Raw genomic sequence first — 25,809 nt, forward strand, 5'->3', positions numbered from 1 at the left:
CTTTCTCATTCAAAAGGAGAGGGGAGACACCACAAAGAAAAACCCCTCTCCCAAGCTGGGAGAGGGGTTTATATGATCCCTATTTCGATGCCAGATAAGCCGCTACTTCGGCAAGGCGAGTGGCATAGCCCCATTCGTTGTCGTACCAGGCGGCTACCGACAGCAGATCGCCCTGCTTGGCGGTCAGCGGCAGGTCAACGATCGACGTGTGCGGATCGGCCACGATCCGGCACGAGGCCCATTCGTCTTCCAGTACGCCCATCACCCCTTTGAGCGGTTCTTCAGCCGCGGCTTTGCGGAAGGCGTCGTTCACTTCCTCAACCGTGCAGGGTTTTTCCGTCAGCAGATTCAACTCCGCAATGCTGCCCGTTCGAACGGGAACGCGGTAGGCCTTGCCCGTAATTTGCAGGTCTTTCCAGATGAACCGCAGCGCTTTAGCCGCTCCCGACGACGACGGAATGATGTTTTCGGCCGCGGCCCAGGAGTCGCGCCGGTCTTTCATGGGCTGGTCGGTGAGCGACTGCGAGTTCGTGTAGGCGTGCACCGTTGAGAACAGCCCGAACCGAATCCCGAAGTTTTCGATAATCACTTTCACCACGGCTGCCAGGGCGTTGGTTGTGCAGCTGGCCATGCTGATGATCTTGTGGTTGTCCGGATCGAACGTATCGAGGTTTATCCCTTTAAGGAGTACGGCGTCGCAGTCGTCGAGGGTTTTGCTCGGCGCACTGACCAGCACCCGCCTGGCACCCCGGTCGATGTGAAGCTGGGCGCCGGCGCGGGTCGTGGCCCGGCCCGTGCAGTCGATGACCAGGTCGACGTTCATGGCGCCCCAGTCCGGAATCTCCTTGGCTGAGTTAAAATACGGAATGTCGCGGTCGCCGATGGTCAGGTGGCCGGCGGTACCCGTTGCCGGTTCCGGAAAGCGACCATAGTTGGTGTCGACCTGGAACAGAGCCGCGAGGTTGGCTTCGTCCTTAATGTCGGCAATAGCAACAGGAGTAAAGAGGTTGTCCTGCAGGGCTACGCGCAGGCAGGTCCGGCCAATACGGCCGAAACCAAAGAGGGCAATGTTGCTCATGGGCAGATGAGTTAGCTTGGAAACAGGAGGTTAATCGTTCAGCCATAGTGCCGTTTTCCGGCATCGAATGGACATCCTGTTATAAACCAGAATGAGCCGAGAGGGTTTGTAAACAAATTATGTTGTTGACTATTCGGTTTATGCCGTGAAAACGAACGGGAAGTATGGCCCGTATCCTGACGCGTACTCCTGACAGATAATGACCGGGTAGCCCTGCCGCAGACGTCCTGAACTCGAACTACCTGAACCGGGTCGTAGTCTCTAGTAAGTAATTTTAAGTAAACTTAATGGGTTATAGAGCGTTATCCCGTTTGGAGTAAAAAAATAAACGTCTCAACTATGAAAAAAGCAATTGTAACGCTGTCGGTTGTTTGGCTGCTTGCGGGTTCAGTGGTCGCGCAGCAAGGCGGTACTAACAAAAACGCAGGTCGTTCGGGTAGCGGCTCGGCAACGGGGTCTGGCACCGTTTCTGGCTCAGGCGCAACCAAAGTGAAGAGCACAACGACCACCCGTACGTCCACAAAGCAAGTGAAAAAGTCGGGTAGTCAGCGTTCCGGCAACAGCGGCAGTTCGGGCGGTACGGGCACGGCCTCGGGCAGCGGCCGGTCAGGGCGCAACAATCAGTGATCGTCCATCGGGTGTAAACCAAAAGCGGGGCTGGTGTTGATACCAGCCCCGCTTTTGGTTGGGTAGTACGTTGCTATTTCACGGCGACCGCTGCTTCGACCGACTGATATTTATACCAGTACTCGATCAGGTCGGCCACCAGGCCTGTCCAGCCGGTCTGGTGGTTCGCACCGAGGCCGCTGCCATTGTCGCCGTGGAAGTATTCGTGGAACAGATACAGATCCTGGAAGTGCGGGTCGTTCTGCATTTTCCGGACCGTACCGTAGGCTGGAATCTGGCCTTTGGCGTTGCGCCGGAAGATGTTGATCAGGCGCTCGGCCACCAGGATCGTGGCTTCCTTGATGCTCATGACCTGACCCGAGTGCGTCGGGTACTCGATCTCGAAATCGTCGCCGTAATATTGGTAAAACTTCAGCAGCGAGTCGATGAGCAAAAAGTTTACCGGAAACCAGATCGGTCCGCGCCAGTTGGAATTGCCGCCGAACATACTCATCTCCGATTCGGCCGCTACGTAGCGCACCTGGAAGATTTCGCCGTTCAGTTCAAACTGATATGGGGTCTTTTCGTGATACTTCGACAGCGCCCGGATGCCATAGTCCGACAGGAACTCCGTTTCATCGAACATCCTCTTCAGGATCATCTTCATCCGGTGGCCGCGCAGCAGCGACAGCAGGTGCGTTTCGCCCTTACCCGGCTCATGCCAGCGCGAAATCAGCGACGCCAGATCGGGCCGGTTGGTCAGCACCCACTCCACGCGCCGTTTGAAATCAGGCAGCTTCGACAGCAGGTCTTCATCCAGAATCTCGACCGCAAACAAAGGAATCAGGCCTACCATCGACCGGATCTTGAGCAGCCGGGCGTTATTGTCGGGCGTGTGCAGTACGTCGTAGTAGAACTGGTCAATTTCGTCCCACAGGCTGATGCCCTGCTTGCCAAGGTTGTTCATGGCGGCCGCGATGTGCAGGAAGTGCTCGAAAAACTTGCTCGCCATGTCCTGATACACCGGCCGGGTCAGGGAAATCTCGCAGGCAATCCGGAGCATGTTCAGCGTATACATGGCCATCCAGCCCGTACCGTCGGCCTGTTCGATCCGGCCCCCCATCGGCAGGGGCTGACTCCGGTCAAAAACCCCGATGTTATCGAGCCCGAGGAAGCCGCCACCGAAGATGTTGTTGCCCGCTACGTCCTTGCGGTTAACCCACCACGTAAAGTTCAGCAGCAGTTTATGAAACGCGCGTTCCAGGAAGCCGACATCGCCGACCCCGTTCATTTCGCGATCGATCTCGTAGACTTTCCACGTAGCCCAGGCGTGTACGGGCGGGTTCACGTCGGAGAAGTTCCACTCGTAGGCCGGTATCTGGCCATTGGGGTGCATATAGTACTCTCGCAGGATAACGGCCAGCTGCCGTTTGGCAAAGTGAGGGTCCAGCCGGGCCAGCGTCAGCGTATGGAAAGCGAGGTCCCAGGCCGCAAACCACGGGTATTCCCACTTGTCGGGCATGGAAAGGATATTGGCCGTGTACATGTGCCGCCACCCTTCATTACGGGCGTAGACGCGGCCCTGAAACGGTACCGGCATCTTCGGGTCGCCCTTGAGCCACTCGTTGACGTTGTAATAATAAAACTGCTTGTTCCAGAGCATACCGGCGTAGGCCTGCCGCTGGATAGTTCGCAGTTCGGGGCTTTGGACGTTTTTCTGCAGGTCGGCGTAAAAGGCATCGGCTTCGGCAAGCCGCTTATCGAATATCTCGTCGAAATCGACAAAGGGAAGCGCCAGCTGCGTATGGTCGCTGAACCGCAGCCGAATCGTTACGCTCTCGCCGGGGGGGACGGTCCGGGCATACTGCGCCGAGGCCTTGGTACCGATCTGGTTGGGGTTTACAAACCCTTTCCGGCCGGTGGTGATGTAGTTGTTGATGCCGTCTTTGGGGTAGGGCGACTGGTTCGGACGACCATACAGACGCTCGGTATTGGTTTCGTTTTCGCAGAATAGCAGCGCATCGGCGTTTTCGCAGTACAGCTTGTACTTACCCAGTTGTTTATGGTTGATTTCAACCTGGGTATTGGCGATGCCGTTCAGCATGGGCCGGGCACTATACTGCTCATACCCCCACGACCACGTATTCCGGAACCAGATCGTCGGCAGGAGCGTCAGGGGGGCGGCCTCCTTCGACCGGTTATGGGCCGTCACTTTCACGAGCCAGTCGTTCTGGTCGGCTTTGGCGTATTCAACGAAGATGTCGAAGTACTCGTCCTGGTCAAAAATACCTGTATCCAGCAACTCAAATTCAGGGTCCTGCCGCGACCGGCGCATGGTTTCAATGACCAGGCGATTGTAGGGGTATTCCTGCTGCGGGTATTTGTACAGCATTTTCATGTACGAGTGCGTCGGGGTGCTGTCCAGGTAATAGTACAGCTCCTTCACATCTTCGCCGTGGTTACCTTCGGGGCCTGCGAGGCCAAAAAGCCGTTCCTTAAGGATATTATCCTTGTGATTCCAGAACGCTAAGGCAAAGCAAATGTGGCCTTTGTTGTCGGAAATACCGCCGATTCCCTCCTCACCCCAGCGATAGGCCCTCGACCGGGCCATGTCGTGGTTCACGTAGTTCCAGGCATCGCCATACGGACTGTAATCTTCACGCACCGTTCCCCAGGCACGCTCCGAGAGGTAAGGGCCCCATTTCTTCCAGCCTTTGTTATCAGCCCGTTCGTAAATACGACCCCGTTCGGCTATTGTATTCATCTTTATCTATTAAAACGGCAGGTTAACTATGTGTAAATCAGCAAGTATACCCCAAAGGTACTTTGAATCCGCCTGTTATACCTAATAATCCTCTTGACCGGTTTCGCTTGTCTACTAACGAGTGGCTATTCGCACTTGTTCGTCTGCAGGCCAGCTCATCGTGCACTGCGCCCGATTCAAATCTATTTTTATGTTACTGATTCTGCAAAAATGATAAAAAAATAGGTTTCATGCTTATGTTTTACACTAAAAACGTGCCATAAGCAGCTATGTGTGTAGATCATAAATACAAAACCTGGTTATATCCAAAATTTGTCGGCATGAGGCTTTCCGCCGACCACTTTCAAGCCCATAAACCCGGCTATACTGTGATAGGGAGCAGCCGACGGATAATACAAAAAATTGCCACGGATCAGGCAGCGTAGTTCGGCGCTACCTGATCCGTGGCAATTTTTTGCCTGTTGACTACCCTCTTTGGGGCGCGTTATCAACTCCCTCTACGTTGTCGAACAGGGGCGCGTAATCGTCGGAGAGCGTCAGCATCAGCTTGTTGATTTCGCCAGCCGTAACCATCTGTCCCAGTACGTCCATAAACTGGTGGGTGTAACGCTTGCCGGTTTCATCGTCAACACCGGCTTTGTCGGCTACCCGCTCGTAGAACTCGGTAAGTTTGAATCGCTCACCCTGATCGCGCTCTTCGGGATTAATCTCCCGGATGATGTCCAGCAGGGGAGCCGGTAACTGGGCACCCAGGTTGTCGGCGGCATTACCGGCCAGGTGCTCCGTCAGTGTGTGCAGAAACGCCCGGGCGACGTTCAGCACCTCCTGTTCCGTCTGAACACCTAATTTCTCTTTGGCTGCGTGCAAAAATTCGGGATACTGCATAGTTGTCTGCGGATTGATCTGTACGTAAGCAACTCGGAGTTCAGCGAGATGTTCCCAAAAATTTTTTTACGACGTCCGGCAACCATTCTAAGCCAATGGGTATCCAGTAGTTGTTTATTAATTATATTTGAAAAATGGCAAGTACAAGATTCTAAATAGCATTTATTAGAATACTTAATTAATAAATAAGTTAAACTAATTTGTTGATTATCACTATTTGGTCAGTTGAGTAGCCATCACACACGCACGGGTCATGGGGGCATTCTGGTTGAAAGTCTACATTGTGCTTGGGATTTTGTTGTATTCCCCGGCCCTGCGGGCCACACACATGTATGGCGGTGATCTGAGCATGACGGCCGTTGGCCGGCAACCGGGGGTGTACCGGCTAACGGTTACTTTCTTTACCCGGGATGGGATGAGTCCGGACCAGGCCCGAGCCGATGCTAAGCTCGAAGTATACAGCAAGCGGACTAATAAATTGATGGAGGTCATCCCAATTCCGCAGCGTGAACGTATCGTTTTGCCGTACACGAATCCAACCTGTAGCGATGTCTGGAAGAAGGGGCTGGCCATGTTTCTGTACTACGATACGCACCGCTTCGACGTCAGCCGCTACACGGATTCGGAGGGATATTATATCATCCTGGGGTGGGGCGCCCGTGTGTATTCAATCACGAACCTGGCTAATTCAATTGGGCTGACAGACGTTCTCTACCTGGAGTTTCCGCCCCTTGATCAGACCAGTACGTTCTATGGCAATTCGTCGCCGGTGTTTGGAAGCCCGAAAGGGGATTTTGCCTGCGTCGGTAAGCCGTATACAGCGTCGTTTGGCGCGGTCGATGCCGATGGGGATAAACTTCTGTACTCGTTTGTTACCCCGGCAAAGCATTATCGCATCCGACCCACAGGTGATCCGCTGATCCCCGTTGATTGGGCACCCGGTTATTCACTAACGAATCTGATGCCCGGACGACCGACGCTCCGCATCAACCCGGCGACGGGTGAGGTTAGCGTAACCCCAACGGCCCAGGGGATGTACCTGTTTACCGTGCAGTGCGAGGAATACCGCAACGGCCGACGTATCGGTCTGACCCGCCGGGATTTTCTGCTGCCGGTGGTCGACTGCCGACGCTCGACCGTACCGATGCCGGTCGTAACCTATCGGGGGCAACCCGCCACCCGCGTGCACTTATGCGACGGACAGTCGGACACCCTACGTACCGACCCTGGAGCCGGCTGGCGGTATCAGTGGCTGCGAAACAATCGGTTGATCAGTGGAGCAACGAAGCCATTTTTGTTGGTTCGTGACCCCGGCGACTACAGCGTTGTGCGAAGCAGTACGCGGGAATGTGCCAGTGATTCGACTTCGGCAATCGTACAGGTTCAGGTTGGACAGTCTCCCGGCATTGATCTTGTTCCAGATGCCAATCCGGTGCAGTGCAAGGGCCGGGCCGTTACGTTGCAGGCGACGCCTACGCCATCTGGCCGGTACGAATGGCAGAAGGATGGTCAGCCGCTGGCGAACGCTACCTCTCAACAGTTAACGGTTCGGGAAAGTGGGCACTACGCGGTTTTCGTTCGGGCGTCCGGCTCAGCCTGCGTCGGGAAAGACACCCTGACGGTGCGGTTCAACCCCACGCCAGCCGCGACGCTGACGGCCAATCGAAACGATTACTGTGAAGCCGATACAGCCTATCTGCGCCTGACCGACAGTGTCAACACACAGACGCAGCAATGGTTCAAGGATAACCAGCTACAGCCCGGCCTGACCGGAACCGAGGTGGCCGTACCAGCTGGAGGAACGTATCAGGTGAACGTGACCAACCGGTATGGGTGCAGTACGTTGTCTAATCCCATAACGCTGAGGGTCTGGCCCCGTCCGGTCGTTCAGTTTGATTCGGTGCCACCGGTCTGCGATGTAACTGCCGGGCCGGTTCGTTTGCACGCCGAGCCCGCTGGGGGAGTCTTCAGCGGGCCGGGAGTTGATGCCGCACGGTTCTTTCCTGACCGGGCAGGAACCGGCATTCACCCGGTGACATACACGGTTGTGAGCGACCAGGGTTGTGAAGCCAGACAGACCCGCTTCATTCCGGTAAGCCGCCGGATTGAACTACAGATAGCGCCGGTTGTGCGGATCGATCGGTACGACAGCATAGCGCTGCCGCTGGAAAGCGCCGTTGATTCACTAACGTATCAATGGACACCGGCAAGTGGCCTGAACCGGCCTGATGTACGCTCGCCTATAGCCAGTCCGGATTCAACGACTACCTACCGGGTAACGGCCTCCGATGAGGTAGGCTGCCAGGCAACGGCAACCATACGGGTTGAGGTGATGATGCGCCTGCATATTCCCACGGCGTTCAGCCCCAATGCCGACGGGGTCAACGACGTATGGGTGATTCGTAACCTGGATCAGTTTCCACAACTGGAGGTCAGCGTCTTTGATCGCTGGGGCCACGTTATCTTCTCGTCAGGCGGCTACGCGACACCGTGGGATGGCTCCTATCGGGGCGAAGTTGTTCCCCCGGGCTTGTATCCCTACGTAATCAGAGCGGGTAAGGCGGGAACGTTCCAGGGTCAGGTAACCGTCTTACACTAATGCCACTTCGGTCAGCATCTGCTGAAACCAGCGACCGGATGCTTTGACGATACGTTGCTGATTGCGATAGTTAACGTACACCAGCCCGAATCGGGGGCGGTAGCCTTCGGCCCACTCAAAATTATCCAGGAAGGTCCAGACGAAATAGCCCTCCACCGGTGCGCCTTCCTGTTTGGCCCGGAGTACGTTGGCGAGGTACTCCTGATGGTATTTGATGCGTTGGGCATCGTACACTTCGCCGTTGTAAAGCGAGTCGTAAAAGGCCGCCCCGCTTTCGGATATGATGATCTTCTTGACGCCGTCGTACTGGGCAAACTGCCTGATGATGCGGTACATGCTTTCCGGATACACTTCCCAGCCCATTTCGGTAATGAGCGGTACCTGTCGGCGGTTGGGCGTAACTTCGGCGGCCCAGATGTAGGGCGCGAAAAATGACCCCTCGACGACAGCCCGGAAATAATGCTGCAACCCGATGAAATCAAAATCGAACGCCAGCTTTTCCCGGTCGCCGGATTGGGTGTATTTCTTGATTTTTTCCAGAAACGGCAGGGTTTCCATGGGGTAGCCCAGCCCCAGGGCGGGTTCGACAAACAGCCGGTTCATCAACGCATCCACCCGCATCGCAGCCCCCTGGTCGCGGGCCGAAGATGTAAAAGCGTCGACGGGGGAGCAGGAGAACGTCGTGCCAATCTGCGCGTCGGGAACGTTTTGCCGGACCATACGCCCACCTTCGGCCTGGGCCAGGGCAGTATGATGCACAGCAGGCAGGAAGTTCCAGAAACCCCGGCGACCCGGAGCATGCCAGCCCGCGAAATACCCAAGGGCAGTGTAGACCAGTGGTTCGTTCAGCACGATCCAGTGCTTGACTTTGTGGCCAAAAGCCTTGGTGCAGATGTCGACGAACTCCGTGAACCAGCCAATCACCAGCCGATTTGTCCAGCCGCCTTTGGCTTCGAGCGCCTGGGGTAGATCCCAGTGGTAAAGCGTCACCCAGGGCGTCATGCCCAGCGCCAGGCATTTGTCAATGACCCGATCGTAGAAGGCCAGCCCGGCTTCGTTGATCGTTCCGCCCTGGCTGGGACCAGTTCCGTCGGGCAGTATGCGCGACCACGACAGCGAAAACCGAAACGCATTGAAGCCCAGCTCCTTGTTCAGCAGGAGGTCGGTTTCGTAGCGGTTATAAAAATCGCAGGCGACATCGCCGGTCTCGCCGGTTTTGATTTTGCCTTTCTGTCGGCAGAAAGTATCCCAGATTGAAGGACCGCGTCCATCGATGTCGACGGCTCCTTCGATCTGGTAAGCGGCTGAAGCGGTTCCCCAGACAAAATCGGGGCCGAATTCTTGTTTCATGCAGGCGTGATCAGATTATCTTCTGCAACGTAGATAAAGCCTCTGGTGTTTTCTGTCATTACATATTCCGCCGATATTGCCCACCAACGGCGTACAGCGCCCGGGACAATTGCCCCAGCGAGCAGACCTTGGTTGCTTCCATCAGGCTTTCAAAAAGGTTGCCGTGGGCCAACGCGGTATTTTGCAGATTTTGCAGGGCCACCTCCGCTTCGGTGCGGTGCCGCTCCTGAAACGCCCGGCACGATTCGACGGCGTAGCGTTTCTCGTCGTCGGTTGAGCGAATTACCTCCGCCGGAACGACCGTTGGCGAGCCTTTCGGATCGAGGAACGTATTGACGCCGATGATGGGCAACTGGCCGTTGTGCTTCAGCGTCTCGTAATACATCGACTCTTCCTGGATCTTACTCCGCTGGTACATCCGTTCCATCGCACCCAGAACACCCCCGCGTTCGTTGATGGCCAGGAACTCCTGGTACACGGCTTCTTCGACCAGCCCGGTCAGTTCGTCCACGATGAACGCGCCCTGTAGCGGGTTCTCGTTTTTGGTCAGGCCGAACTCGCGGTTGATGATGAGCTGAATGGCCATTGCCCGCCGTACCGATTCTTCTGTGGGGGTGGTGATGGCTTCGTCGTAGGCGTTGGTATGCAGCGAGTTGCAGTTATCGTAGATCGCCAGCAGCGCCTGGAGCGTGGTGCGGATGTCGTTGAAGGCGATTTCCTGCGCGTGCAGGCTCCGGCCCGACGTCTGGATGTGGTACTTCAGCTTCTGCGACCGGTCGTTGGCGCGGTACTTGTACTTCATCGCTTTCGCCCAGATCCGACGCGCGACGCGGCCCAGTACGGTGTACTCGGGGTCCATGCCGTTCGAGAAAAAGAACGACAGGTTCGGCGCAAAATCATCGACGTTCAGGCCGCGGCTGAGGTAGTATTCCACGAACGTAAAGCCGTTGGCCAGCGTGAAAGCCAGCTGCGAAATCGGGTTAGCGCCCGCTTCGGCAATGTGGTAACCCGAAATGGACACCGAATAAAAGTTCTGCACCCGGTTCTCGGTGAAATACGCCTGGATGTCGCCCATCATCTTCAGCGCAAACTCCGTCGAGAAAATGCAGGTGTTCTGCGCCTGATCTTCCTTTAAAATGTCGGCCTGTACCGTACCACGCACTTTTCGCAGTGTATCGGCTTTTATTTTCTCGTAGACATCGCGGGGCAGCACCTTGTCGCCGGTCGTACCGATCAGCAGGAGTCCCAGGCCGTCGTTGCCTTCGGGGAGTGGGCCTTGATAGCGTGGCGCGGGGGTGGCAGGGATGGCGGGGGTAGCAGGGTGCGAATCTCCCTGCGCGTCAGCACCCGGCAATCCCTGCGCGAAGCTTCCCTGCTCCCTTAGCCACAACTCACACTGCTGATCAATGGCTGCGTTCAGGAAGAAACCCAGCAGCATCGGCGCGGGGCCGTTGATGGTCATCGATACCGACGTGGCCGGATCGCAGAGATTGAAGCCGGAATACAGTTTCTTGGCGTCATCGAGGGTACAGATGCTCACGCCGGAGTTGCCCACTTTGCCGTAAATGTCCGGGCGGTAGTCGGGGTCTTCGCCGTAGAGGGTCACCGAGTCGAACGCCGTCGACAGCCGTTTGGCGGGCATATTTTTCGAGACGTAATGGAACCGGCGGTTGGTCCGTTCGGGGCCGCCCTCGCCCGCAAACATCCGCGTTGGGTCTTCACCGTCGCGCTTCAAGGGAAACACGCCGGCCGCGTACGGGAATTCGCCCGGTACGTTCTCGGTCAGGAGCCACCGCAGGATGTCGCCCCAGTCATTGTACTTCGGCAGACTCACTTTCGGCACTTTCAGGTGCGACAGCGTTTCGGTGTACAACGGCTGCCGGATCACTTTATCGCGCACTTTATACTCATAAAACTCGGCCGTGTAGCGCGTCTGCATCTCCGGCCACGCTTTCAGCAATGCCCGGCAGTCGGAGTGTAGGCGTGATTCGAGGTCGGTGTAAAGTTGCTGCAACTCAGCACTCAGCGGGGAGGTCTGTTTATCCGCAGAGGTTAACACCTTCAGCGTCCCGTCGATTTGGTACAACTGCCGGGCGAGGGCTGTCTGTTCATTGACAAATTCATCGTACCGGCGGCTTTCTTCCACGATCTCGGCCAGATACCGGACCCGGTCGGCGGGAATGATGGCCTGGGGCGAGGGGCGTAGGGCCTGGGGTGCGGAGTCTTGCAAATCTCCCTCGTTTCCTGCCCCCTGCTCCGTGCTTGTGAACCCGACGCGCTGCATCAGCATATCGAACAGCCTGTTCATGCCGGCGTCGTTGAACTGCGACGCGATGGTGCCTACAATAGGCAGATCGTCGTCGGCCGTATCCCACAGGTTATGGTTCCGGCGGTACTGTTTCCGGACGTCCCTGAGCGCATCCAGCGACCCCCGCTTGTCGAACTTATTGATAGCAATTACGTCGGCAAAGTCGAGCATATCGATCTTTTCCAGCTGCGTAGCGGCACCGTACTCGGCCGTCATGACGTACAGGCTCACATTGGAGTGCTCAGTAATCTCCGTGTCTGATTGCCCGATACCCGACGTTTCGACGATAATCAGATCAAAATGAGCTGCTTTACACACGTCAATGGCATCCTGCACGTGCTTGCTCAGTGCCAGGTTTGACTGCCGGGTAGCCAGCGACCGCATATACACCCGGCTATCGTTGATGGCGTTCATCCGGATGCGGTCGCCGAGCAGGGCACCGCCTGTTTTGCGCTTCGACGGATCGACGGATATAATAGCCAGCGTCTTGTCGGGAAACTGCCGCAGATACCGTAGTACGAGTTCATCCACCAGCGACGACTTGCCCGCCCCGCCGGTACCGGTGATGCCTAAGACAGGAACGCTATTCGGGATTTGAAATCTCGGATCAGTCTGGCCCAGATTTGACATCCGGACCAGCGGCCTATACTGCTCAGGCTCGTTCTCGGCGGTGGTAATCAGCCGGGCAATCAGGTTTATATCCTTGGTTTCGGGCAGTTTTTTAAGCTGGCCGTTCAGGTCCCACAGCTTGGTGGGGAAGTCGCATTGCCGGAGCAGGTCGTTGATCATGCCCTGCAAGCCCAGAGCCCGGCCATCGTCGGGGGAGTAGATGCGCGTGATGCCGTAGGCGTGCAGTTCCTCGATTTCAGTCGGCAGGATAGTGCCGCCACCACCGCCAAAAATTCTGATGTGTCCGGCCCCCCGCTCCTGGAGCAGATCGTACATGTACTTGAAAAACTCGACGTGCCCACCCTGGTAGCTGGTCACGGCAATGCCCTGTACGTCTTCCTGAATGGCGCAGTCGACGATCTCGGCCACCGACCGGTTATGGCCCAGGTGAATCACCTCCGCCCCGGACGACTGCATGATCCGACGCATGAGGTTGATGGCCGCATCGTGGCCGTCGAACAGCGAAGCGGCCGTAACAAGGCGGATTTTATGAACGGGTTGGTACGGTTTGGTTTCCTGAATGGTCATTGGTATTGAGTCAGTATTTTCCTGTTGATGAAGCAGACAAAGTCGTACCAAAGTTACGAAGCAAAACCGAAAGGCTTTCATCCCATTTATGCTGGCTTTCGTCCCATAGTCCCGGCGGTTGTCCCCATTTTTTTGCGGGCAGGGTAGGGCACCTATAGTTTTGATGCCGTAACCACGACGACAAACGACTGACCATGAAAAAGCTATTGACCACTGCCTTATTCTTCGCCGGATCACTGATCTCGGCCGTACAGGCTCAGGATAAAGCGCTCCTGTATGAAGTGACCGGGCCGGGCCTGGCCAAACCCTCGTATCTCTACGGTACGTTCCATCTGGTTTGCCCGGCTGATCTCAAAATCACCGACGCTATGCAGACGGCATACGGCAACGCGCAGCAGGTTTATCTCGAACTGGACTTCGACGATCCGGCGCTGATGGGACAGATGCAGAAAGTAATGACGCTGAGCGACGGCAAAACCATCAAAGATTTTCTTAAACCGGAGGAGTATACCGTGCTGGACAACTACCTGAAACAGCGGATGAACATGAACCTGTCGCAGGTTGGAACGCTGAAGCCCTTTGGGCTGATGTCGCTCATGTACATGACCCTGCTCAAGTGCCAGCCGCAATCCTACGATTTGACGTTTGCGCAGATGGCCGCCAAGGATAAAAAAGAAGTTCTGGGACTGGAAACGCTTGACGCGCAGATGGCGGCTATTGAAAAGATGCCGATGGAAACCCAGATCAAAGCGCTGGTCGACATGGCCCGGAAACCCGACGAAGCCTCGCAGGAGTTCACCAGCTTTATGGCGGCTTACAAGGCGCAGGACGTAGCAAAGCTCATGGAATCCATCAAAAACAGCCAGTTTGGCGGGGGCATGGCCGAGTTCGAGGATGACCTGCTGAATCGGCGGAACGAAAACTGGATTCCCGTCATTGAAAAAGCCGCCCGCGAAAAACCAACCCTGTTCGCCTTCGGAGCCGGCCACCTGGGCAACGAAAAAGGCGTTATCAACCTGCTGCGGAAGAAAGGATACACCGTGAAGCCGGTGCAGTAGAGTTTGTGGTTTTGAGGTTGGTGGTTTGAGGAGGTTTGTGGTTGGTAGTTGGTGGTTTGTAGTTGGCTGACGCAGGAGTGTTGACGCGCCAGCGAACTACAAACCACTAACTACAAACCACCAACCACCAACCACAAACCTCAAACTACTTCTTAAACGTCAGCGCCTTGACCGGCTGGATGCGGTTGATAATCAGGGTTGGAATCCAGAGCACCAGGGCAATCAGCACCACCGTGCCGAGGTTGAGCAGCAGAATGGTCGGCCAGTTCCAGGCAATGGGAACGTAGGTGACAAAGTAGTTCTTGGGGTCGAGAGGCACCAGCCGGAATTGCCACTGCAACCAGCACAGCCCCAGACCAATGAGGTTACCTAAGAGAAGGCCCCAGCCCACCATGCTCAGCCCGATGTAAAGGAACATGCGCCGGATGAGTGCATTAACGCTGCCCAGGGCTTTAAGCATACCAATCATGGGTGTGCGCTCCATCATCAGCACCAGCAGTACCGATACCATGTTGAAGCTGGCCACGAAAGCAATCAGTGTCAGCAGGATGGCCGTATTGCGGTCGAGCATCACCATCCAGTCGAACAGCGGGCGGTACTGATCCGTGACGCGGGTCAGGCGCATATCGGGCGACATCGCATTGAATACGTTGTCGGCCGCTGGTTCCAGTTGGGTAAAATCGTTGACGAAAATTTCATAGCTGCCTACTGAATCGGCACCCCACCGGTTCAGGCGCTGGATCAGCCGGATATCACCGAGGGCAATCGTCTTGTCTACCTCTTCCAGTCCCGTCTCGTAAATGCCCACGATGGTCATCTTCCGGGCGCGGGGCGGATTGCCCAGAAAATACATCGGAATGCTCTGCCCAACGTTGGCCCGCAGTTGATTGGCCATGTACTGGCTGATGAGCAGCTGCGTTGAATAGCCGGTTTCGCGGGCGGCCGTGTCGGTGCGGAAATCGGGGACGCTGCCCGCTACCAGCGATTCGCGTAGCAAGTCCCAGTCGTAATCCTGTCCGACGCCCTTCAGCACAACGCCCGACAGTTCGTCGCGGGTTTTCAGGATGCCGGCTTTCAGCGCGACGCCCTGAATATGCCGAACGCCCGGAATCTGATTGCCGGTCCGGAACAGCGCCGTGTTGGTCGACAGGGGGGATTCCTCGAAGGAGAGGTTGTTTGAAAACTTCGTGATCTGAATGTGCGCGCCGAAGACGAAAATCTTTTGCTGGATGGATTGTTTGTAGCCATACAAAATCCCAAAAGCCGCGATCAGAACCGCCAGACCAACCGTAATGCTGATGATACCGACGCGCGTTACGGTGGACGAAAAACTACCCTCGGGCGCATGACGAACCCGCCGGGCCAGAAAAACAGGAACGTTCAAGGAAACTGTTGATTAGCGTTGGACAAATCTAACGGATACAACATAGAAGTAACGCAGAAACAAAGCCCCCCGCTTAAAAAGACAGTTTTTTTATCGTTGCTCCGGGGCGTATTTCCCCGCAGAAAGGCCGGATCAGCCTGAATCCGGGTATGAATTGACGGGGCACCTGCTTATTTTTAGCGGTTTAAAACTGCTTGTACTGAATGAGAATCCGATTCCATCTCGTTCTGATGCTGATTGGCCTGGCGGCCTGGTCTGGCACTGTGCGCGCTCAGAAAACCAGTCAGGTCGATAGTCTGACCGCCAACGGACTGCTTCTGCGCACGGGCTGGCGGTGGCATCTGGGCGATAACCCGGCCTGGGCGAGTCCCGCCTTTGACGATAGCCGCTGGAATACCTCCGGGCCTAACTTCAGCATTATAAGCCTCCCGGCGTTCAGGCAATCTCCGCTGGGCTGGTTTCGGCTGACCTTTGTGCTGGATTCGGCGGTGGCGCAGCAATCGCTTTCGCTGCACCTGAACCAGACAGGGGCTTCGGAGATCTACCTGGATGGTACGTTGTTCCGGCGGTTGGGAAAGGTAGGGACCAGCTATACCCAACAGCAGACCTATACCCCCATATCGTGGGAGCGCTATCTGTTGCCAGCCCTAACCGCGGGGCCACACGTACTGGCCGTACGGCTGTCGCAGCACCGGCCCCCCTGGTACGTGCCGAAGCGGTATTACCTGACCGGTCCCCTGTTTTCGGCCCGTCTGGTACCCACCAGCGGCCTGGTTGAACAGGTGGCGAACCGGCTGTATGTCAACACGGTTGCCAACTACATCGTGGTGGGCGTTTTTCTGTTGCTGAGTGTCATTCACTTTCTGTACTACGCGTACCGGCGACAGCGGACTAACCTAATCTTCGCCGTTGCCATGCTGCTTGGGGCATACAGCCTCACCCTGACGGACGTACTGGCGGTGGAAACGGATACTGAACTGGCCGATTGGGTATCGTTGCTGAGTGGCCTTGCGGTGATGCTGTTCTTTTCACTGTTGCTGGCGTTCTATTACATATACCTGAAGCAGCCGTTCGGCTGGTGGTTCTGGGGGCTGACATCGGGGCTGGTTGTATCGCGCGTCTGTCTCCACTATTGGGGACCGCAGCAAGGGCTTAATGTGTTCAATACGCTGCTGCTCATCCTGATCATTCTGGAGGGGATACGCGTCAGTCGGCTGGCCGTACGCAGCCGTCGGGCCAATGCCCGGCTGCTGTTGTCTACCATACTGATTATGATCGGGATCCTCCTGGTGGGTTCTCTGATCAGCGTCTGGTTGTTCAGAACTTCTCCCGACTACAGTCCCTACATAAGCAATGTGATTAACCTCCTGTTTTTCATGACGCTGCCCATCGGATTTGCCATTCTGCTGGCCCGGGATTACGCGCAGACGAACCAGAAGCTGGAGGAGCGGCTGGCTGACATTCAGCAGCTGTCGGCCGAGAAAGAATTGATTCTGACCGAACAGAACGAACGGCTCGAACAGCAGGTAGCCGAACGTACGGCCGAGCTGACCAAGTCACTGGCCGAGTTGCGCGATACGCAGGAGCAACTGATTCAGCGGGAGAAGATGGCATCGCTGGGCGAGCTGACGGCCGGCATTGCTCATGAGATTCAGAACCCGCTGAACTTCGTCAATAACTTCGCCGACGTATCGGTTGAACTGGTGGCCGAGCTGACAGAAGAAGCCCGGAAAGGCCCGGAACGCGACACTGACCTCGAAGCCGATCTGCTGGGGGATCTGGGGCAGAATCTGGCCAAAATCAGTCACCACGGCACGCGGGCTGCGGGCATTGTACGCAGCATGCTCGACCATACCCGCACCAGCGTGGGTCAGCCGGAACCGGTCGATCTGAATGCGCTGGCCGACGAATTCCTGCGGCTGGCCTACCACGGGCTACGGGCCAAGGATAAACAGTTCAATGCACGGCTCGTCACAAACTTTGCTCCGGACCTGGGCGCCCTGACGGTTGTACCGCAGGACCTCGGCCGGGTACTCCTGAATCTGTTCAACAATGCGTTTTATGCTGTTCAGGAACGGGCCAGCAAAGAGGGGGCTGAGTATTCACCTACGGTTGCCGTCGGTACGCACCGATCAGCCGATGCCGTCGTTATTGATATACAGGATAATGGATTTGGTGTGCCCGAAGGCATTAGAGAAAAGATCTTTCAGCCTTTTTTCACTACCAAACCAACCGGACAGGGTACGGGGCTGGGGTTGTCGTTGAGTTACGATATCATTACCAAGGGGCATAGAGGTACGTTGTCGCTGGAATCTACCGGCTCAACCGGAACCACCTTTCGTATTCGACTGCCCGTCAACTGACGATACCACCGCTTTGACTACCAAATTCTTGTATGAAACACTTCATTATCACACTGTGCCTGCTTAGTCAACTCGCCGTTGCTCAATCAAAACCGGCTCTCCAGACCGGAGCCGAACAAACCAATCTTTACCTGCCCTCGCTGCGGGGTAAACGCGTGGGCATGGTGGTCAACCAAACCTCAGTCATCGGCCGACGTCACCTTGTCGATAGTCTGAAATCGCTCGGGATGACGATTAAAACGATATTTGCGCCCGAACATGGTTTCCGCGGGCAGGCCAGCGCCGGCGATAAGATCGCCGATAGCCGCGACCCCCGCACCGGTATTTCAATCATTTCGCTGTACGGAAAGAACGTAAGGCCGACGCCCCAGCAGCTCGATTCACTCGATGTCGTACTGTTTGACATTCAGGACGTAGGAGTTCGCTTTTATACGTACATCAGCACCCTCCACTACGTGATGGAGGCCTGCGCCGGGGTGAACAAACCGCTGATTGTGCTCGATCGCCCGAATCCGAATGGCCACTACGTTGATGGACCCGTGCTTGATCCGAAATTCAAGTCGTTTGTCGGGATGCACCCCATTCCCATCGTCCACGGGCTAACCGTCGGCGAACTGGCCCGGATGATCAACGGCGAGGGCTGGCTGGCGGGGTCGAAAAACTGCCCCCTGACCGTAATTCCGGTGAAAGGCTACACGCACCAGACAGCCTACGACCTGCCCGTTTCGCCATCGCCCAATCTACCGAACCGGCAGGCTATCCTGCTGTATCCGTCGTTGTGTCTGTTCGAAGGAACGGTCGTCAGCGTTGGGCGGGGCACGGACAAACAGTTTCAGGTGATTGGGTCGCCTAACCCGAAGAACGGGTCGTTTCAGTTCACGCCCGTCGACAAGCCGGGAGCCGTGAATCCACCCAACGAAGGCCAGGTCTGCTACGGGCTCGATCTGACAAAAACCGACGCCCGGAAGCAGGGCTTTACGTTGAAATACGTAATTGACTTTTACAACAAAGCCGCCGACAAGGATAAATTCATTCTGGGGACTAATTTTATTGACAAGTTGTACGGCAGTGATCAGCTCCGGCTCCAGCTCAAAGCCGGGGTGTCGGAAGCCGACATCCGGAAGAGCTGGCAGCCGGCGCTGGATGCCTACAAAACGATCCGGAAAAAATACCTGCTTTATCCATGAGGCAAACAGGCGGGGTGTCGCCGGCTTTCGCCAACAATTTACCTGAACGGACCGTTACGTCGATTCAGGCTGTAGAAAACCACCTGTCAACACCGCTTTACCGGACCATGTAGCTATGCCTGCTCGTTTTGTTGCCCATACCTACGTGCGACTCTTTATCCTAACGCTGGCCGCCATTCTTGGCCGTGCCGTGCCGGGCTCGGCCCAGGTTACCCTCAGCCAGTGGCCGGCTCCGTTGCAGTTGTACCCCCGCGATCAGAACAGCCAGTGTACGGTCAGCATCTCCGGCCGCGCATCGTCTGCCGCCGTTAGGGCCGTTTCGCTGGTCGTACTGCGCAACCAGCAGCGCTATCGCTACGAACGCGTACCGGTTGAGCCGACTACGGGACGTTTTGGTTTTAAGCCGGTGATCAGAGCCGAACTGGCCGAATACAGTTTTCTCTTGTTTACCCACCACGCTCCGGCTAATCCGGCAGTTGATGGACTGTCGGTAGGGGATTCGGTACGGGTGGCCGTTCGGGACAGCATTGTTTGCGGGGACGTCTTTCTGATCATGGGGCAGTCGAACGCGGTGGGCGGGTCTGATCCGAATCCGTACCGAAATGAATTTTGCCGCTCCTTCGGGGTAAATCGTCCTGGTACGCCCTACAACCCAGCCGATACCGCCTGGTGCCTGACCAATACGGGCGAAGGCCTGAACAGCCTGTGGGGTGTTGAACTGCAGCGGCTCATCGGCCAGCAGCACGGTATTCCAACGGCGGTCATCAACGGGGCGGCTCCTTCAACCACCATCGGCGAACACACAACCCGGACCGAAGGCCGACCCGACAACCTGGCTACGCTGCACGGGCGACTGCTCTACCGGGCGCGAAAAGCCGGGGTGGCCGATCACGTACGGGCCATGATCTGGCGGCAGGGCGAGGCCGAAGCGCAGGGCAATCCAGGGGCGTATGAGCAGTGGTATCCGCAGCTCTACAACCACTGGAAGCTGGATTATCCGAACCTCCGGAAAGTCTATCATTCGCAGTTGAACCTGCTGACCGATCCGGTGCTGGGGGCCGGGGCGTTGCGCGATTACCAGCGCCGGTCAAAACAGAGTTTTCCCGATAATCAGCCGATCGCGACGGTCGGGCTGGCGGCTTATAACGGTGTCCATTTTGGCAATGAGGGGTACCGGCAGTTTGGGCAGGAACTGTTTCGGCTGGTGGCCCGCGACTTTTACGGGGCCACGGACACGAGCAATATCGAATCGCCGGACATCCAGCGGATTTTCTTCCGCACGCCCGCCCGCGACGAACTGGTCCTGGAGTTTAATGCAGGGCAGGTAATGCGCTGGCCGGCCGATACGACGCTGGTAAACCCTGGCAACGGAAACCGGTCTCAACTGGCACTGCCCCTGTTCATGTACACCGATTACCCTAGCGGAGAGGCCAGTTTTATTCAATCGGCAACCGAGCAGGGCAACCGCATTATCCTGAAATTGAAGAAACCAATGTACGCCCAGACGCTGACGTACCTGCCTTCTTACTACCAGGATGGGCCGCTCGGCTACTTTGCCGGTCCGTTTATCCGGAACCGCCGGGGCATGCGGGCGCTGACGTTCTTCCGCGTGCCGATTGCGGCTCCGCTGCCGGTAGCGACGGATTTGCAGGCAGTAGCCGTCGATACCAGCCACGTCCGGCTGAGCTGGAACCAGCCCGTCGATGAGGTAGAGGAGTGGCTGGTCGAACGCGCCGACAGTACGGGTCAGTTCAGGCAGCTGGCCCGCCTGCCCGGCTCCGTACTGACCTACAACGATTTCCGACGTTTGCCCGGTCAGGCTACCGAAAGTCTGCGGCTCGATGCCTTGTACCAGTACCGCGTCCGGGCACTGAGCCGACGCGCCGAAGCCGATTATTCGCCCGTAGTGACGGCCTCGCTGCGGCTGGTGCTGGCCCTGGACGAAAGCGAAGGCGTGGCGCGGGTGTATCCCAACCCGGCCAGCGATGAAGTGCGGGTTGACGTGCCGGCCGGCTGGGCGGGGGCTACCGTCCGGCTTACGCTGACCGACATGGGGGGGCGGGTGGTCTGGCGTCGCTCCGAACAGGTAGCCGGCGGTGAACTGCTGGTCCGGACGTCGGTGAAGGCGTTGCCGGCCGGGTCGTACCTGCTGGCGGTAGAGCACCGGCAGGCGGTTCTGCGCTGCCGCCTGGTGGTTGGACGTTGAGAATGTTGAGCCACGTATCGAAAAATGCCCTAACTTTGCATTTTGGATACCTATCATGGCCACCGAACAAATTCTGATTTTAGATTTTGGTTCGCAATACACCCAATTGATCGCTCGCCGGGTCCGCGAACTGAACGTTTACTGCGAGATTCATCCGTACAATCATCTCCCCCAACTCATTGCATCGACGAACCGCTCTTCCATCAAGGGTGTAATTCTGTCCGGAAGTCCAGCTTCTGTGCGCGATGCTGATGCCCCAACCATCGACCTGAACGCGCTGCGGCACGAAACGCCGGTGCTGGGTGTCTGCTATGGCGCGCAGCTCATGGCGCAGACGAGCGGGGGCGAAGTGAAACCCTCGTCGATTCGGGAGTACGGCCGGGCGAAACTGGGTACGGTCAACGATCAGAACCCACTGCTGCACGGTATCGATCAGCACTCGCAGGTCTGGATGTCGCACGCAGACACCATCATGAGCGTTCCCGAGAATTTCAGGATCATTGCCTCAACCGATACGGTTCGCGTGGCTGCGTTCCAGATCGACGGCGAGCCGACCTACGGAATTCAGTTCCACCCGGAGGTGACACACTCGCTGCAGGGGAAAGCGCTGCTTAAAAACTTCGTCGTTGACATTTGCGGCTGCTCACAGAACTGGACCGCCGAATCGTTTGTCGAATCGACCGTTGCGCAGTTGAAAGAGAAACTGGGTACCGATAAAGTTGTGATGGGCTTGTCGGGGGGCGTCGATTCGTCGGTGGCGGCTACGCTCATTCACCGGGCCATCGGCACGAATCTTTACTGCATTTTTGTTGACAACGGCGTTCTGCGCAAAGATGAGTTCGGCGACGTACTGGAAAGTTATAAAGAGCTGGGGCTGAATGTGAAAGGTGTCGATGCCAGGGAGCAGTTCTACGGTGCCCTGGTCGGCCTGACCGATCCCGAAGCCAAGCGCAAAGCCATCGGCAAAACCTTCATTGACGTATTCGACCACGAAGCGCACCTGATCGAGGACGTATCGTGGCTGGGGCAGGGAACAATCTACCCCGACGTAATCGAATCGGTTTCGGTAAAAGGGCCGTCGGCGACCATCAAATCGCACCATAACGTAGGTGGCCTGCCCGATTTCATGAAGCTGAAAGTCGTGGAGCCGCTCAATACGTTGTTTAAAGATGAGGTTCGGGCGGTGGGCAGAACGCTGGGCTTACCCGACACGATTCTGGGTCGTCATCCGTTCCCCGGACCGGGTTTAGCCATCCGGATTCTGGGCGACATCACGGCCGAAAAAGTGCAGATTCTACAGGAAGTCGACGCGCTGTTCATCAACGGGCTGAAGCGCGAGGGGCTGTACGATAAGGTCTGGCAGGCCGGTGCCATTCTGTTGCCGGTGCAGTCGGTGGGCGTCATGGGCGACGAGCGGACGTATGAGCGGGTCGTGGCGCTACGTGCTGTAACGAGCGTGGACGGCATGACTGCCGACTGGGCGCATTTGCCCTACGAGTTTTTGGCCGATATCTCCAATGAGATCATTAACAAGGTCAAAGGCGTCAACCGCGTAGTGTACGATATTTCGTCAAAGCCACCCGCTACAATTGAGTGGGAATAAATAAGTTGTACGTATAGCTGTTTTACTTAAGAACAGGCCTGTTCTTAAGTAAAACAGCTATACGTACCAAAGAAAGTGATCTGAACCGGTTTAGTCCGTTTTGAGATTTTTTACCGGATTGGAGCGGGCCGCTCTCAGGGTCTGCGAACCAATCAGGAGAACCGCCAGCAAAATAACGATCAGGCTGCCGGCCAGCAGTTCAGCCAAACCGATGGGTGGGTGATACGCAATGTCGGGCAGAACTACTTTGTCGAAGAACAGGTACGTAGCGGGCAGCGAGATCAGGGCGGCTACGGCCAGTAAGCTCAGGAGTCCCTTGCTCAGGGCCAGCACCAGCGACGAATCGCTGGCACCCAACACTTTTCGGATGCTGATTTCCTTGAGTTTGGTTTCGGTGGTGAACACAACCATGCCAAACAGCCCCAGCGAGGCAATGCAAATCGCAAGGAAAGCGATAAAGCCGATTACTTTCAGCATCCCCGAAAACATCCGGTAAGCCTCTTCAATCTGGTCGTCGTAAAACTTGGCTTCGAGCGGATGCACCTTATCAATCGTTTGCCAGGCGGCTTCGATCTGTTCCATCGTGGCCGCAATATTCGGAGACGCTACTTTCACGTTGAGGTAGCCGCCGGGTTCGGCCGAATAGCGGAACATCACCGGTTTGATGGGATGGAGAACCGTTTCGTAATGAAAATCCTTGAGCACACCCACAATCGTCATTTTTTTTCCATCGACCGTTACCAGCTGACCAAGTGCTTTACGGGGATTTCTCTGGGCAATGTTAAACCGCTTCAGGACCTGCTCATTGACGATTATTTCGCTTTCTTCACCGTTTCTGGGGCGAAGACTGAAATTTTTCCCAGCCACTAACTTGTGTTTATGCATGGGCAGATAATGCTCGTCGACTAAATTAAGCCAGACCAGGGCCGAATCAGCCGGATTGTTGTATTTCATCATGGTGCCGCCTACACTGCCCAGGCTGGTTACCATTGATGACTGAGCGATGGCACTGACGCCGGGGATCGCAGCCAGTTCCTTCGCCAGGACATTGCCTTTGTTGCCCCGAAGGGGGATGTTCAGAATGTTCTCCGTCTGAAAGCCCAGATTAAAGGAAAGAAAGCTGCGGTACTGTACGTACCCAACCACCGTAGCGGTAATGAAGATGAGCGAAAGGGTATACTGCACCACAATCAGCACCTTTCGCATCGTAACGCGCCGGAACACCTTGAGGGCGGAAACGTCTTTGATAACCAGTATCGGGTTGACTCTGGAGAAAAACAGCGCCGGTAATAAGCCGGCAAGCAGCCCTACACCAACGGCCATGGCTATGAAATAAACAACGGTCTGAACCGACAGGTCGAGGGAAACCAGATTACGTAGGTCAGCATCAAGGGCCAGAAACTGCGTTCGCAGGAGTAAAAACAACCCAAACGAAAACACCAGTGCCAGCAGGGCAATCAGGACCGACTCGGTCATAAACTGCCCCATAACGTGACCTCTGAGGGCGCCGATTACCTTGCGGATACCCGCCTCCCGCGAGCGACGTAACGACCGGGCAATGGACAGATTGGTGTAATTGAAGCAAGCGGATAAAATAACGACGAAGGCCAGTCCGCCCAGTATCCAGACAACCAGGGGGGACATTGTTGGCCCAATGGCGTTGGAAAGCCTCCGTCCTAAAGCCGCTTCCTTGAGTGGTTGAAGCGCTACGGTAAACGTTCTGTTTTTAATGGCCGCATTTTCTGCGGTATTGATTCTGGCCAGCGTTGCCTGCAGCGATTGGACATCACGTCCCTCCGGCAGCAGAACATACACGTAATTCTGCCAGATGTCCTCCCAGCTCTGCAAATTTGGGTCTATCTTCGCTTGTAACGCTTCAGCGGTCGCAAACGAAACGAGGGCTTCGAACCGGAGGTGCGAAAATTTAGGTACGTCCTTCGCCACGCCGGTCACCGTATAGTTCAGGGTGTCGAACCGGACTACCTTGCCCAGCGGATCGGCTTCGCCAAACAGTTTTTCCGCTGTTTTCTCGGTCAGTACCACCGAATACGGCTCTTTTAAAGCCGTGGCCGGATTGCCTTTCAGCAGCGGAAACGTAAACACCCTGAAAAAGGCGTCATCGGCCCAGTAGGCAGTAAGCGGCACCACCGTTTCGCCCACGTGTGCATCGCCCCCGAAACCACTCCGCATGATAACCACGTCTTCTACCCCGGCAACCAATTCGCGTATTCGTTTGCCCGCCTTCACCGACGTAGACGCCAGGTCCATCGGGGGTTGTTCCGGAGTCTGGTACGTCGTAATCACCCGGTAGATCCGGTCCTTTTTCTCCTGAAAATCGTCGTACGAGCGCAAATCGACGGTGAAAGCAATGATCAACAGACCCACCGACATGCTGACGGACAGCCCTAAGATGTTGATGGACGAAAACAGTTTGTTGCGCAACAGGCTGCGCCGGGAGGTTTTAAGGTAACTGCCAAGCATGATCCAGTGAATGAAAAGGGTTAGCCAATCGGGTTTACGAATGGTGTAGAGTCGGAAAAACTTCAGCACATCGAGGCAGTAAATCTGTCGGGCGCGTCGCGGTCCTTTCTCGTGCAGATGTCGGTCGAAGAACTCATTCAGGTCCCCCTGCAAATCTTCGAGTAAGTCGGGATCGCAATACCAGCGCAGCAGCCGTTGCGCCCAGCGGGGCGGCTCGGCAGTCTCCCGGTCGGGGGCTTTTCGTCGGTCATTGTGGCGGGCCGGTGCTTTCATAGTGAACCTTCCAGATTAAAGCCGGGAATCACCCGCCAGATCGCTTCGCGGACTTCCTTCGATCGGGTCAGCGCCACTTTGCCGGCGTGGGTTACCTCATAATAGCGTTTGCGTTTACCGCCCCGGGCGCTGGTGGCTTCGCCCATCCGACTTTTTACCAGTTCTTTCTTTTCCAGCCGATTCAATACGGCGTGGACTACCCCAAGCTTAGCCGAGCGACCGGTATACTTTTCCAGTTCGTCACAAATGGCTACGCTATAGGCTTCGCTGACCAGGGCCGCAATGGTTAGCAGAACCAGTTCTTCAAATTCTCCCAGATTAGTCCCTTTCATGGTGTCTGTGGCCTGCGTCTTTCTCCAATTTACTTTGTAAATGTATGTAAAATAGACTTATAAAATCACTATATGTATGTAAAATATTTAATTGAGCAGGTCATTGTAGCAGCAGAGAACCCGTTTGGAATGATG

Annotated in this window: 15 protein-coding genes; 7 read left to right on the forward strand and 8 right to left on the reverse strand. The window is 56.1% G+C overall.

Features of this window, described 5'->3' with window-relative positions; genetic code table 11:
• Positions 1–79: 79 nt before the first annotated feature.
• Positions 80–1,078 (reverse strand): type I glyceraldehyde-3-phosphate dehydrogenase, encoded by a 999-nt coding sequence (locus DYU11_RS08025; protein WP_119667129.1) that lies wholly within the window; start codon positions 1,076–1,078, stop codon positions 80–82.
• A gap of 339 nt (positions 1,079–1,417) precedes the next feature.
• Here DYU11_RS08025 and DYU11_RS08030 point away from each other — a divergent pair, with 339 nt between their 5' ends.
• Positions 1,418–1,705, forward strand: a complete 288-nt coding sequence (locus DYU11_RS08030) for a hypothetical protein (protein ID WP_119667130.1) — start codon at positions 1,418–1,420, stop codon at positions 1,703–1,705.
• Between the two features lie 73 nt (positions 1,706–1,778).
• On the opposite strand, the gene DYU11_RS08035 is transcribed toward DYU11_RS08030, so the two are convergent.
• Positions 1,779–4,448, reverse strand: coding sequence for an MGH1-like glycoside hydrolase domain-containing protein (locus DYU11_RS08035; protein WP_119667131.1), 2,670 nt, complete (start codon positions 4,446–4,448; stop codon positions 1,779–1,781).
• 465 nt (positions 4,449–4,913) lie between these two features.
• Positions 4,914–5,333: a DUF2267 domain-containing protein gene (locus DYU11_RS08040; protein ID WP_119667132.1), complete on the reverse strand. Its 420-nt coding sequence runs from the start codon at positions 5,331–5,333 to the stop codon at positions 4,914–4,916.
• 253 nt (positions 5,334–5,586) lie between these two features.
• Between DYU11_RS08040 and DYU11_RS08045 the strand changes: the two genes are divergently transcribed.
• On the forward strand, positions 5,587–7,932 hold the full coding sequence (locus tag DYU11_RS08045; protein ID WP_119667133.1) for a T9SS type B sorting domain-containing protein: 2,346 nt from the start codon (positions 5,587–5,589) through the stop codon (positions 7,930–7,932).
• Here the strand turns inward: DYU11_RS08045 and DYU11_RS08050 are convergent.
• The gene (locus tag DYU11_RS08050) at positions 7,924–9,282 is read right to left on the reverse strand and encodes a GH1 family beta-glucosidase (RefSeq protein WP_119667134.1); all 1,359 of its coding nucleotides are present in this window, start codon (positions 9,280–9,282) and stop codon (positions 7,924–7,926) included. The two genes, DYU11_RS08045 and DYU11_RS08050, sit on opposite strands and share 9 nt — an antisense overlap.
• Before the next feature lie 58 nt (positions 9,283–9,340).
• Positions 9,341–12,787 carry a methylmalonyl-CoA mutase family protein gene (locus tag DYU11_RS08055; RefSeq protein ID WP_119667135.1) on the reverse strand — a complete coding sequence of 1,149 codons (3,447 nt, stop codon included), beginning with the start codon at positions 12,785–12,787 and terminating at the stop codon, positions 9,341–9,343.
• A gap of 194 nt (positions 12,788–12,981) precedes the next feature.
• Between DYU11_RS08055 and DYU11_RS08060 the strand changes: the two genes are divergently transcribed.
• Positions 12,982–13,845 (forward strand): TraB/GumN family protein, encoded by an 864-nt coding sequence (locus tag DYU11_RS08060; protein ID WP_119667136.1) that lies wholly within the window; start codon positions 12,982–12,984, stop codon positions 13,843–13,845.
• 145 nt (positions 13,846–13,990) lie between these two features.
• On the opposite strand, the gene DYU11_RS08065 is transcribed toward DYU11_RS08060, so the two are convergent.
• On the reverse strand, positions 13,991–15,229 hold the full coding sequence (locus DYU11_RS08065) for an ABC transporter permease (protein WP_119667137.1): 1,239 nt from the start codon (positions 15,227–15,229) through the stop codon (positions 13,991–13,993).
• 203 nt (positions 15,230–15,432) lie between these two features.
• Between DYU11_RS08065 and DYU11_RS08070 the strand changes: the two genes are divergently transcribed.
• From DYU11_RS08070 to guaA, 4 genes are all read left to right on the forward strand, one after another.
• Entirely contained in the window at positions 15,433–17,592 is a 2,160-nt protein-coding gene (locus DYU11_RS08070) for an ATP-binding protein (protein WP_119667138.1), read from the forward strand.
• A gap of 32 nt (positions 17,593–17,624) precedes the next feature.
• Positions 17,625–18,779: an exo-beta-N-acetylmuramidase NamZ family protein gene (locus DYU11_RS08075; protein ID WP_119667139.1), complete on the forward strand. Its 1,155-nt coding sequence runs from the start codon at positions 17,625–17,627 to the stop codon at positions 18,777–18,779.
• A gap of 115 nt (positions 18,780–18,894) precedes the next feature.
• The gene (locus DYU11_RS08080; protein WP_119667140.1) at positions 18,895–20,985 is read left to right on the forward strand and encodes a sialate O-acetylesterase; all 2,091 of its coding nucleotides are present in this window, start codon (positions 18,895–18,897) and stop codon (positions 20,983–20,985) included.
• Between the two features lie 55 nt (positions 20,986–21,040).
• Positions 21,041–22,588, forward strand: coding sequence for a glutamine-hydrolyzing GMP synthase (guaA, locus tag DYU11_RS08085; RefSeq protein WP_119667141.1), 1,548 nt, complete (start codon positions 21,041–21,043; stop codon positions 22,586–22,588).
• 90 nt (positions 22,589–22,678) lie between these two features.
• Here guaA and DYU11_RS08090 read toward each other — a convergent pair whose 3' ends face one another.
• Both DYU11_RS08090 and DYU11_RS08095 read right to left on the reverse strand, forming a co-directional pair.
• Positions 22,679–25,342, reverse strand: a complete 2,664-nt coding sequence (locus DYU11_RS08090; protein WP_119667142.1) for an ABC transporter permease — start codon at positions 25,340–25,342, stop codon at positions 22,679–22,681.
• Positions 25,339–25,674: a PadR family transcriptional regulator gene (locus tag DYU11_RS08095; protein ID WP_119667143.1), complete on the reverse strand. Its 336-nt coding sequence runs from the start codon at positions 25,672–25,674 to the stop codon at positions 25,339–25,341. The genes DYU11_RS08090 and DYU11_RS08095 overlap by 4 nt, the downstream gene beginning before the upstream one ends.
• Between the last annotated feature and the right edge of the window lie 135 nt (positions 25,675–25,809).

The organism is Fibrisoma montanum (assembly GCF_003583365.1).
GTDB classification, from domain to species: domain Bacteria; phylum Bacteroidota; class Bacteroidia; order Cytophagales; family Spirosomataceae; genus Fibrisoma; species Fibrisoma montanum.

What these genes read in the sequence shown, in the direction of transcription:
- DYU11_RS08035 (WP_119667131.1), bottom strand. Translation starts at nt 4,448, where the DNA reads ATGAATACAATAGCCGAACGGGGTCGTATTTACGAACGGGCTGATAAC.
- DYU11_RS08060 (WP_119667136.1), top strand. Translation starts at nt 12,982, where the DNA reads ATGAAAAAGCTATTGACCACTGCCTTATTCTTCGCCGGATCACTGATC.
- DYU11_RS08025 (WP_119667129.1), bottom strand. Translation starts at nt 1,078, where the DNA reads ATGAGCAACATTGCCCTCTTTGGTTTCGGCCGTATTGGCCGGACCTGC.
- guaA (WP_119667141.1), top strand. Translation starts at nt 21,041, where the DNA reads ATGGCCACCGAACAAATTCTGATTTTAGATTTTGGTTCGCAATACACC.
- DYU11_RS08055 (WP_119667135.1), bottom strand. Translation starts at nt 12,787, where the DNA reads ATGACCATTCAGGAAACCAAACCGTACCAACCCGTTCATAAAATCCGC.
- DYU11_RS08030 (WP_119667130.1), top strand. Translation starts at nt 1,418, where the DNA reads ATGAAAAAAGCAATTGTAACGCTGTCGGTTGTTTGGCTGCTTGCGGGT.
- DYU11_RS08050 (WP_119667134.1), bottom strand. Translation starts at nt 9,282, where the DNA reads ATGAAACAAGAATTCGGCCCCGATTTTGTCTGGGGAACCGCTTCAGCC.
- DYU11_RS08095 (WP_119667143.1), bottom strand. Translation starts at nt 25,674, where the DNA reads ATGAAAGGGACTAATCTGGGAGAATTTGAAGAACTGGTTCTGCTAACC.
- DYU11_RS08090 (WP_119667142.1), bottom strand. Translation starts at nt 25,342, where the DNA reads ATGAAAGCACCGGCCCGCCACAATGACCGACGAAAAGCCCCCGACCGG.
- DYU11_RS08070 (WP_119667138.1), top strand. Translation starts at nt 15,433, where the DNA reads ATGAGAATCCGATTCCATCTCGTTCTGATGCTGATTGGCCTGGCGGCC.
- DYU11_RS08080 (WP_119667140.1), top strand. Translation starts at nt 18,895, where the DNA reads ATGCCTGCTCGTTTTGTTGCCCATACCTACGTGCGACTCTTTATCCTA.
- DYU11_RS08040 (WP_119667132.1), bottom strand. Translation starts at nt 5,333, where the DNA reads ATGCAGTATCCCGAATTTTTGCACGCAGCCAAAGAGAAATTAGGTGTT.
- DYU11_RS08075 (WP_119667139.1), top strand. Translation starts at nt 17,625, where the DNA reads ATGAAACACTTCATTATCACACTGTGCCTGCTTAGTCAACTCGCCGTT.
- DYU11_RS08045 (WP_119667133.1), top strand. Translation starts at nt 5,587, where the DNA reads ATGGGGGCATTCTGGTTGAAAGTCTACATTGTGCTTGGGATTTTGTTG.